Origin of the sequence: Iodobacter sp. BJB302, from assembly GCF_002735645.1 — a bacterium.
In the GTDB taxonomy this organism is placed as follows: Bacteria; Pseudomonadota; Gammaproteobacteria; order Burkholderiales; family Chitinibacteraceae; genus Iodobacter.
On record NZ_PDZG01000053.1, the window covers coordinates 22,302 to 32,632 of the forward strand.

General features: G+C 47.9%; 8 protein-coding genes. 6 read left to right on the top strand and 2 right to left on the bottom strand.

Features of this window, described 5'->3' with window-relative positions; genetic code table 11:
• The first annotated feature begins 73 nt into the window (after positions 1-73).
• A complete protein-coding gene (locus CSQ88_RS15875) occupies positions 74-1,588 on the top strand; it encodes a hypothetical protein (protein WP_099399064.1) in 1,515 nt (504 codons plus the stop codon).
• A gap of 11 nt (positions 1,589-1,599) precedes the next feature.
• Here the strand turns inward: CSQ88_RS15875 and CSQ88_RS15880 are convergent, their stop codons facing one another.
• Positions 1,600-1,959, bottom strand: a complete 360-nt coding sequence (locus CSQ88_RS15880; RefSeq protein ID WP_180273682.1) for a GtrA family protein — start codon at positions 1,957-1,959, stop codon at positions 1,600-1,602.
• Between the two features lie 57 nt (positions 1,960-2,016).
• A complete protein-coding gene (locus CSQ88_RS15885) occupies positions 2,017-2,991 on the bottom strand; it encodes a glycosyltransferase family 2 protein (protein WP_099399066.1) in 975 nt (324 codons plus the stop codon).
• 365 nt (positions 2,992-3,356) lie between these two features.
• Between CSQ88_RS15885 and CSQ88_RS15890 the strand changes: the two genes are divergently transcribed.
• The 5 genes from CSQ88_RS15890 to CSQ88_RS15910 all read left to right on the top strand — a co-directional run bounded on the left by CSQ88_RS15890 (position 3,357) and on the right by CSQ88_RS15910 (position 10,119).
• Positions 3,357-3,965 carry a hypothetical protein gene (locus CSQ88_RS15890; RefSeq protein ID WP_143449496.1) on the top strand — a complete coding sequence of 203 codons (609 nt, stop codon included), beginning with the start codon at positions 3,357-3,359 and terminating at the stop codon, positions 3,963-3,965.
• Between the two features lie 21 nt (positions 3,966-3,986).
• A complete protein-coding gene (locus CSQ88_RS15895) occupies positions 3,987-5,702 on the top strand; it encodes a type I secretion system permease/ATPase (RefSeq protein ID WP_099399068.1) in 1,716 nt (571 codons plus the stop codon).
• A 93-nt stretch (positions 5,703-5,795) separates the two neighbouring features.
• Entirely contained in the window at positions 5,796-7,139 is a 1,344-nt protein-coding gene (locus CSQ88_RS15900; protein WP_099399069.1) for an HlyD family type I secretion periplasmic adaptor subunit, read from the top strand.
• Between the two features lie 10 nt (positions 7,140-7,149).
• Positions 7,150-8,478: a TolC family outer membrane protein gene (locus tag CSQ88_RS15905; RefSeq protein WP_099399070.1), complete on the top strand. Its 1,329-nt coding sequence runs from the start codon at positions 7,150-7,152 to the stop codon at positions 8,476-8,478.
• 114 nt (positions 8,479-8,592) lie between these two features.
• Positions 8,593-10,119, top strand: coding sequence for a class I SAM-dependent methyltransferase (locus CSQ88_RS15910; protein ID WP_099399071.1), 1,527 nt, complete (start codon positions 8,593-8,595; stop codon positions 10,117-10,119).
• Positions 10,120-10,331: the final 212 nt, after the last annotated feature.

The following is a 10,331-nucleotide window of genomic DNA, read 5'->3' on the forward strand; positions in this document are numbered from 1 at the left end:
AGAAAACTTTTTATATAGTAAATACCTGCTTCAGATATGCTTATTGCTGGTGTATATCAGCTGAGGGTCTTTCATGAAACAATGTTTTATTGTACCCGGGCAATTACTCGCCGTGATCGGCCTGTGGGCTGTGGCTTATTTATTGCTTTATGGCCAGATACAAAAACAAGTTGATACGCACGAAGGAATACCATACCCCACATTCAGCTGGGCGGCCCCGCAGATTTTATTCAAGCAGTCGCAATCAATCCAGTCACTCAGCCTGCAAGGCTATATTCCCGGCGCGCAAACATTAAGCATTTTATGCAATCAAGAGCCACTGCAATCCCAATTATTCAGACAGGGCTATTTCACGCTCAGCCATCGTTTTAAAAATAGCTGCCCGGATGGCCAATTATCCATTCAATCCAGCTACTCACAAATCCCTGCCAATAAAACCGGCTCACAGGACCACCGCGTACTTTCCTACCAATTAGGCTTAGCGCAAATTAACGGCAAAGATATTTCATTAGCCACATTGATTAAAACAAGCAACGGGCTGTATGGGCTGGAAGAAAACTTCAGCAGAATCAGCACCACAGAAATATTAAGCCGCAGCCACGATGCAGGCTGGTATCACAAAATAGCCAGTAAAGATTATGCTTTTAATGGCGACAGAACCATTCAGCAAACCGTAGCATGGCCTTTTCTTTATCCCTATTCTGTTAAAGCTCTTCATGCCATTAGCGGGCTGGATATAGATAAAAGCATGCTGCGCTTTAATCTGATCTGCTCGCTGCTGGCAATGCTCAGCTTGTTTTACCTTGGCAAACTATTAAAACTAAATACCAGCAGCGCCTTATTAGCCCCCGCATGGTTTGCATTTAACCCTTTTTCTTTCTTTGTTTTTGGCGGGTTTTCCGAATCGCTGTTTATGCTGCTCTTTTCTGCCGCATTAATTTTAACCATTAAAGAAAAATGGATCAGCGCGGCCCTCATGATCAGCGCCATGACGGCATCCCGATTTATAGGGGGGATTGCTATCCTTTTACTAATGCTCTATTGGCTTTCAATCAATTATCAAAGCCAGGGCATCAAAAAAAGCAGCATCATGATCATTAAAATGGGGCTGATTTCAACGCTGGGTATTTTGCTGGATATGGCAGTAAAAGCCCATGCCACGGGCGAACCTTTAGCGGCCTTTCTGGTTCGCTCGGCATGGAAAATATCGCCTTTGCAATTAGCCACACGTATCTTTGATTTAAGGCTGATTCAATCTGCAGAGTATTTACCCGTTCTGCTGTTAGCGCTGGGGCTGATGATCTATGCCATTTATATTTGTATATTGTGCATAAAAAATCATGCGCATAAAGCGGCGCTGATTGCGGGCAGCGGCGCATTAATACTTGGCACCACACTTTTAATGAATCCGGAAATCCATTCAGCCGGTCGCTATTCACTTTCACTGGCGCCATGCATTATTGGCATACTGAGTTATGATCGTTTAAAGCAGCAATCCACGGTACTTATTGCTTTAAGCTGCACAATCGGTGCGGCATTTTCCGGCCTGATTATCAGCAATATCTATTCAGGCCTCGCCCCGTTTTAGCCCAAATACAGCTATTTATTTTTTTGAAATACCCATATACGGCTGCCAAAATAACTCAGCAGGGGCACCAGCAGCAGGGAAAAAAACAAGGCCATGGCTTCATTAAACAAAGCTATTTTTAATAAAAAAGTCAGCAAAATATTATTCGCCAGAAACCCCATGCTTGCGAGCAAAAAAGACTTTGCCAGCGTACTAGGGTGCCAGGAAGCCATCGCAAATGTCCAATAATTATGCCCAATATATGACAAAACAAAAGCGCCCAAAAAAGCGCACAAATTTGCCAGATAGACATTCACTCCCGCGTAAAGCAGTATAAAAGCAATCAATAAATGCAGGCCGGTGGCCGCCAGGCCAACAATTCCAAATTTCATTAATTGCTTAATACTTTGCAGCCATTTTGTAAAAAATATATTCATTATTCATATTTATTAAGAAGATGCGGCATCAAACGCTCTGGGGTGATTGATATATTCACCCTTTAAGCGGGGAAGATAGAGCTTTCTCACAATATAGGGCGGGCGTCGTTTTGACTCGACATAGGCCCTGCCTAAATATTCCCCCATAATACCAAGGCCAATCAGCTGCAAACCAGAGAAAAACAAAAAAAGAGTAATTAAAGAGGCATAGCCAGGCACATCAATCCCATAAACGATGGTGCGAACTACAATATAAAGCGCGTAGATAAACGACACCGATGCCACCATAAACCCTAAATAGCTCCAGATTCGCAGCGGCGTAATAGAAAGCGATGTAATACCCTCTATGGCTAAATTCCAGAGTTTCCAGAGATTAAATTTACTGCTGCCAGAGTTTCTTTCGGCTCTTTTATAATTAAGCGTTGTGGTTTTAAAGCCAACCCAGGCAAAAATCCCCTTCATAAAACGCCTGCTTTCCGGCAAAGACATCACCGTATCCACCACCAATCTGTCCATTAAGCGATAATCACCGACATTATCCGGCACATTCACCTCAGACATTTTATTAATGGCCTTATAAAACCAGCGGGCGCTGAGCCGCTTTGCCACGCTATCGCTTGATCTGTCGCTGCGTCTTGCTAAAACAACCTCGTAGCCTTCTTCCCATTTACTGATCATCGGTGCAATCAGCTCTGGCGGGTCCTGCAAATCTGCATCCATAGGGATAATTGCATCGCCGCTTGCATGAGCAAGCCCGGCAGTCAGCGCGGCCTCTTTACCAAAATTACGCGATAAATCCACCACCAGCAGTTCAGGCATCAGTTTTTGCTGCTCCAGCAAAATAGCCAGTGTTTTATCCGTACTGCCATCATTCACAGCCACAATCTCCCATGGGCGGGCCAGGCTGCGCAGCGTATCCGAGATTGTTGCCAAAGTATGCAACAGCCCCTCTTCCTCATTAAAAAACGGGATCACGATTGAAATCACAAACCACCCCTTTACCCTATTGAAGAGCAATATTTTTTAAGTAAACAAAGGATACGCACGCATTTTTGCAGACGGAAATACAAAACAGGCAGCAGCTAGATTACTGAAAGGATAGAAGAAAGCAAGAATACCGAAAGATCTAGGCCGCTTTGTGTAGCTTTGTGGACAAACACATGTTTGTCTTTCATTGGTGATCTTCACACAAAAGCCAGCCTCGTGGTGCTTAAAAACAAGGCCAGGCAAGGCTTGAGCTAAGGGAGCAGTACTTTGTATTAAAAATATGCCATTTGTCTTTTCCGACGAACGTAGGGAAAAACTTCATATAGGCATTTCATATAGGAGAAAACTTTCCTAGATTGATGATTATGCCCAGCACATACTCTGTCCCTATTCTTACAAACGACGCACAGCGCCTCAGATTACAGGCACTGCAGGCAGAGTTTTGTAATGCGTGCAATTTAGTCGCGCCGATCTCGCAGCAACACCGCTGCTGGCATCGCGTTACGCTGCACCATCTGGCCTACAGAGTGCTGCGTGAACAACACCCTGATTTAGGCGCGCAAATGGCTTGCAATGCAATTTATGCCGTATGCCGTGCCTATCGCACCCTGTATGAACATCCGCAAAGTAAATGGAAAAACCTTCCTGCCGAATCCCCCCTGCCTAATTTGCTTTTTTTGGCCTCGGCTCCGGTTTATTTCGACCGCCATACCTTAAGCATTAAAGACAATATTTTATCGATGTTTACTTTAGAAGGACGCTTGAGATTTCAGCTGCAATTACCCGCCGAAGTGATCGAGCGTTTTGCTTCCCATCGCTTAAGAGAAATCGTTTTAACGCAAATTGATCTACAATATGTGCTGAATTTTATTTTTCTGGATATTGATGAAGAATCCCAATCCAGCACCGATGATGAATGGCCAGAGTATTTAGTAACCTTAGAATTCCCTCAGACTAATACAGAAAACGTGTAACCTTTTTTAAAAGGAAATAACATGAAAAAGCAAATGCAGCCCCGCTCTGAACTGGCCATTGTATTACATAGTTTACGCCAGCATTTTTGGGTAGCAGGGTTATTCAGTTTCTTTATTAATTTGCTGATGCTGGTTCCTTCTATTTATATGCTGCAGGTGTACGACCGGGTATTAGCCAGCAGAAATGAAACCACATTAATCATGATTACCATCATTACCCTTGGCCTGTATGGAATGATGTCTTTACTGGAAATGATACGCTCCAAATTATTAGTGCGTATCAGCAGTAAATTAGATTCACAGCTTAATTCAAGGGTATTTACTGCCGCCTTTGAGCGCAATTTAAAGCAGGGCAATGGTGATGCAGGATTAGCCCTGGCCGATTTAACCAATGTCCGCCAGTTTTTAACCGGCCAGGGGCTGTTTGCTTTTTTTGATGCCCCATGGGCACCTATCTATCTGGCTGTTTTATTTATGCTGGGTGCACTGCTGGGCTGGCTGGCAGTGATCGGCGCCATTCTTTTAACTGCGCTGGCCTATTTCACTGAAATGGTCAGCAAAAAGCCCCTTGCCGAGGCCTCTACTCATGCCAATTTAGCCACGCGCTTTGCCAATAATAATTTGCGCAATGCCGAAGTGATTGAAGCCATGGGCATGTTAGACGGCTTAATGAAACGCTGGTATCGCCACCACGGTAAATTTCTGGCTCTGCAGGGGGAAGCCAGCGATAAAGCCGGGGGCATTTCAGCCGTTACCAAATTTACCCGTATCAGTTTGCAATCGCTAATTTTGGGGGCAGGTGCGCTTCTTGTGATTGAGGGCAGCACCACACCGGGAGCCATGATTGCAGGCTCTATTCTGATGGGCCGTGCACTGGCCCCGATTGAGCTGGCCATTGGCTCATGGAAGCAATTTATCGGTGTGCGCTCGGCCTATTCCCGCCTGCAAGACCTGCTGACAGCCTACCCGGCCCGCAATATCGGCATGAGCCTGCCACGGCCCAGCGGCCAGCTGCTGGCCGATAATATTTCTGCAGCGATTCCCGGCACCCAGAATATGGTGATCAAGAATATGAATTTCGGCATGGCTGCCGGGCAAATTTTGGGCATTATCGGGCCAAGCGCCTGCGGCAAATCCACACTTGCCCGCCTGCTGGTCGGTGTGTGGCCTACTGTTATGGGCAAGGTCAGGCTGGATGGTGTGGATGTTTATACATGGAGTAAAGCCGAGCTTGGCCCCTATATTGGCTACCTGCCTCAGGATATCGAATTGTTCTCCGGCACAATCGCCGAAAACATTGCCCGCTTTGGTGAAATAGACAGCGAAAAAGTAGTTGCCGCAGCTCAGATGGCGGACGTGCACGAAATGATTTTGCGCCTGCCTCAGGGTTACGACACAGCCATTGGTGAAGGCGGCGCGGGCCTGTCTGGCGGGCAGCGCCAGCGCATTGGTCTGGCCCGCGCCCTCTACGGCATGCCCAGCCTGATTGTACTGGACGAACCCAATGCAAATCTGGATGACACCGGCGAGCGGGCTTTAGTGCAGGCCATCCTGCGGGCCAAAGAAGGCGGCGCTACCGTCGTGCTGATCACTCACCGTACCCATGTTCTGGCCGTGGTAGACCTCTTGCTGGTGATGGCAGATGGCATGCTGAAATATTACGGGCCGCGTGATCAGGTATTAGCCGCGCTGACCCCGGCAGTTGCAGCACAGCCAGAGCAGCAAACCACAGCCTGATGCCTGAACGCAGCCTGGATATCCCGTTTTATCCGGCTGCAGGCCTGAGCAAAAAATAATCACTTTATCTTTATTGATTAAAAGGGTTGAGCCATGTTGAAACTAGCCACAAAGAAATCACCCGAACCCATACTCGATGTGAATGATGCATTAACAGATACCAGGTCAGTCACCCGTCTGGGCTTATTTATTCTTTTATTTGGCTTGGGAGGCTTTTTAATTTGGGCGATATTTGCCCCTTTAGATGAAGGGGTGCCCACCAATGGTGTGGTCTCGGTGGAAAGTAAACGCAAAGCCATTCAGCATTTACAAGGCGGAGTAATTTCTAAAATACTGGTCAAAGAAGGCGCAGAAGTACAGGCCAATCAGCCTTTAGTTTTACTCGATCAAACCCAGATTAATGCCGTTTTATCCACAGTACAAAATAATTACTGGCAAACACAGGCCCTGGCAGACCGGCTTTATGCAGAGCTGAAACACGCGCCTAAAATCAGCTTTGATGAAAAGCTGCTTAAAGCCACAAATCCGCAAGCTAAAGAAATCATGAATACGCAAATGCAATTATTTGATACCCGCCGCACGGTATTAATTAATGAAGGCAATATTTTGCAGCAAAGCATTGCAGGGATTAATGAGCAAATCACCGGGCTGCGTGCATTAAAAGACGGCCGTAAACAGCAAATGAGTTTATTAGAAAAAGATATCGCCGGTTTAAGAGAGCTGGTCAATGATGGCTATGCCCCGCGCTCGCGCCTGTTTGAAATGGAGCGCTTATTTGCCCAGCTTTCTGGTGAATATGGCGAAGGGCTTGGGCGGATCGAGCAGGCCAGCCGGCAAAAAGGCGAATTAAGCTTAAAAATCCTGCAGCGCACCCAGGAATTTGATAAAGAAGCCGAAACACAATACAGCCAGATTCAGGGTGATTTAAATCGCTGGAGCAATGAAATCAAAGCGAAAGAAGAAGATCTGTCACGCACCGTATTACGCTCTCCTGCTGCGGGCCGCGTGGTTGGGATGAATGTACATACTGTTGGCGGGATTATCCGCCCCGGTGAAACACTGATGGAAATCGTGCCCGAAAACGATGAATTAGTGATTGAAATTCAACTTCCTCCCCATTTGATTGATAAGGTGCATCCGGGTCTCCTGGCTGATATCCGCTTCTCATCCTTAGGCAATAAAGGCACGCCACCCATTTTAGAAGGCGAGCTGACCAGCATCTCGGCCGACCGCATTGTAGATTCACGCGGCAATGCCTATTTCAGCGCCAAAGTAGTGGTGACTAAAAACGGGCTTGCCAAGCTGAGTAAGGAAAAACTCGCCATCCAGCCTGGCATGTCAACCGAAGTAATCATTAAAACAGGCGAGCGCAGCCTGCTTGATTACATCGTGCGCCCACTGCTTAACCGCCTTGCCTTTTCCTTCACAGAAAAATAAGGGGATCTCGATGCGAACCAGGATCTGCTTACTCTCACTACTTATGTGTTCTGCGCTTCATGCAGCAGAATTAGCCAGCCTTTATCCCAAGGCGGTACAAAACGACAGCCGTTATGCCATCGCAAGAGCTCAGAATCTGGCGGCTCAGGAAATTGTCCCCATCGCCAGAGCGGGGCTGCTGCCCAATTTATCAATCTCGGCCCAGGGCAGCCGTGAATGGGTAAACACAGAGTTTGATGTTGAAGCGGGCAAACACACGCAAACCATTTCAAGAGACTATTTATATAACGGCCAGACTTATGCCGCCACGCTGGTACAGCCACTCTTTAAAATGGCGGCATGGGATAATTTATCTCAGGCTGAATTCCAGCAAAAAGAAGCTAACCACGCGCTGGAGCGCAGCCAGCAAGAGCTGATTATGCGTCTGGCCCAGCAATACCTGGATGTGCAGCTTGCCTTTGATAAGCTGCAGCTCTTAAACGAGCAAAAAAAGGCGTATCAGGAGCAAAAAACTCAGGCCAGCAAATGGTTTGCGGCGGGCTATGGCACTATCACCGATGTCAATGAAGCCCAGAATCGTCTGGATTTTGTGGATGCCGACATCCTTTCGGCAGAGGCCGCACACAGCAGCAAGCTGCATGAGCTAAGCGTCACCGTGGGCGAGCCGATGAATCATCTGCCCCACCGTAAACCCAGCGCAATGCAGGCAGATCTGCATCTGCGCTATTCCCTGAACGAGTGGCTGGAGCAGGCAAAAAAATATAACCCGGTGCTGTTTGAGCGCCAGGCCTCTGTAGATGCGGCTCAGCTGGAAATCAGTAAAAGCAATGATCAGCACCTGCCTACAGTGGATTTGCGCTTACGCACCAGTTACGAAGAAAGCCCCAGCTACAGCACCGTTGATAATGTCATCAAATCCAACAGCATTATGGTTTACGCCAGCATCCCTGTTTTTTCAGGCGGTGAAATCAATGCCCGCAGCAAGCGTGCCGTAGCCCAGCACACGGCCGCCAGTGAAGATCAGCGCAATATGCTGCAGCAGGTAGAGCTTGGGCTGCGCCAGCAATACCTTGATCTCAGCTCCAGCTCGGCACAAATCAAAGCCCTGCTGGAAGCCGTTCGCTCTGGCGATGTGCTGATTCAATCAACCCGCAAAGGGATTCAATCCGGCGTGCGCAGCAATGTTGATTTACTCAACGCCCAAAGCCGCTTTTTTGAAGCACAGCAAAAACATACCGCAGCGCAGTACACCTATTTAAGCGGCTATATCCGGCTGAAGTTTTATGCAGGCACTTTGCAGGAAACAGACTTAAACACACTGGATCTGGCCTTGCGCTAAAACACGCCCCCGGCCATCGCCCTTGGGCAAAAGCGGGGGCTGGCGTAATAGTAGTTAATCCGCTTATTGGTTTTACTTAAATCACCCTGATTCACTCAAAAAGAGAGATAAAGCATGAGTAACTGGACGGCAGGTTATGTTGCAGATATTGCTTACACCTATGGCTATTACGCTGAGCTGAATCCTCACCGGGTGAAAATGGCGTTTTTAAGTGCCGGGCTGGCCTGCCCCGAAATAGGCACGGCGTGCGAGCTGGGCTTTGGTCAGGGCGTCAGTGCCAATTTGCATGCCGCCGCCAGCACCATTCAGTGGTACGGCACTGATTTCAACCCCTCCCAGGCGGGCTTTGCCCAGGAGCTGGCCAGGGCCTCTCATTCAGAAGCAAAGCTGTTTGATGAATCGTTTGCAGATTTTGCCGCGCGCAATGATTTACCAGAATTGGATTTCATAGGCCTGCATGGCATCTGGAGCTGGATCTCCGATGAAAACCGCAGCACGATTGTGGATTTTATTCGTAAAAAATTAAAAGTGGGCGGTGTTTTATACATCAGCTATAACACCCAGCCCGGCTGGGCCAACTTTGTGCCTATGCGGCATTTAATGACTCAGCACGCAGAAGTGGTGGGCGTTGAAGGCAACGGCATAGTCAGCCGCATCAATGGCGCACTGGATTTCACTGAAAAACTGCTGGCTACCGAGCCGCTCTATGCCAGAGCCAACCCGCATGTGCACGAGCGGATTAAAAAACTGAAAGAGCAAAACCGCCATTATTTAGCGCATGAATACTTTAACCGCGACTGGCTGCCCATGCATTTTTCCACCATGGCCGAATGGCTTGAGCCCGCCAAGCTCAGCTTTGCCTGCTCCGCCCATTATTTAGACCAGATTGATTCCATTAATTTAAGCACCGATCAGCAACAATTTTTAGAAGACATCCCCGATGCCATGTTCCGCGAAACAGTGCGCGATTTTATGGTGAACCAGCAGTTCCGCCGTGATTACTGGGTACGTGGCCCGCGCAAGCTGGGCAATATCAAACAAACAGAATTACTGCGTCAGCAGCGGATTATCCTGATCCAACACCGGCCCGATGTGTCGCTTACCGCCACTGGCAGCCTGGGTGAAGCTAATATGCAAGAGGCCGTTTATGCCCCTATTTTAGATACGCTGGCAGATCATCAGATCATGACACTGGGGCAAATTGAGCAAATCACAGGCCAAAGCTTTGTGAAAATCTTGCAAGCCATCTATGTATTAATCGGCAGCGGCAGCCTGGTAACGGTTCAGAATGACGATGAAATTGCCAAAGCCAAACCCCGGTGCGAACAGCTGAATCTGCACCTTTGCAAACAAGCGCGGGCCAGCAACGAAGTAGCCTACCTGGCCAGCCCGGTATTGGGCGGCGGCGTGCCTGTTGGCCGCTTTCAGCAAATCTTTTTACTGGCCAGACAAGAGGGCAAGCATCAGGCCGAAGAATGGGCTCAATATGCCTGGCAGATTTTAGTGCGGCAGGAGCAAAGATTATTGCTGGAAGGTAAAACCATCGATTCAGAAGAAGACAATCTCAATCAGCTCAGAAAATGGGCTCATACCTTTGCAGATAAGGAATTAAAAATCCTTAAAGCACTGGGCGTTGCCTGATGAGTTCAGGCGGCACTTCTGCTCTGTCGCTTTCCCCTTTGTAAAAGCGGGGTTGAGGGAAATACCGTTCACTTAAGGTGTTGGTTTTGCTTCCCCCTTGGTAAAAGGGGGATTGAGGGCAATGCTGTTCACTTTATGATTTTTATTCCCCAGTTATGCCGTTGATTAAGAATTTCCGTGCCTTTTCTACTTGCAAAATGCTTAGTTCGTCG

Excerpts from the sequence above, each read along its gene's own strand:
- CSQ88_RS15875 (WP_099399064.1), top strand. The coding sequence starts at position 74 with ATGAAACAATGTTTTATTGTACCCGGGCAATTACTCGCCGTGATCGGC.
- CSQ88_RS15900 (WP_099399069.1), top strand. The coding sequence starts at position 5,796 with ATGTTGAAACTAGCCACAAAGAAATCACCCGAACCCATACTCGATGTG.
- CSQ88_RS15910 (WP_099399071.1), top strand. The coding sequence starts at position 8,593 with ATGAGTAACTGGACGGCAGGTTATGTTGCAGATATTGCTTACACCTAT.
- CSQ88_RS15890 (WP_143449496.1), top strand. The coding sequence starts at position 3,357 with ATGCCCAGCACATACTCTGTCCCTATTCTTACAAACGACGCACAGCGC.
- CSQ88_RS15895 (WP_099399068.1), top strand. The coding sequence starts at position 3,987 with ATGAAAAAGCAAATGCAGCCCCGCTCTGAACTGGCCATTGTATTACAT.
- CSQ88_RS15905 (WP_099399070.1), top strand. The coding sequence starts at position 7,150 with ATGCGAACCAGGATCTGCTTACTCTCACTACTTATGTGTTCTGCGCTT.
- CSQ88_RS15880 (WP_180273682.1), bottom strand. The coding sequence starts at position 1,959 with ATGAAATTTGGAATTGTTGGCCTGGCGGCCACCGGCCTGCATTTATTG.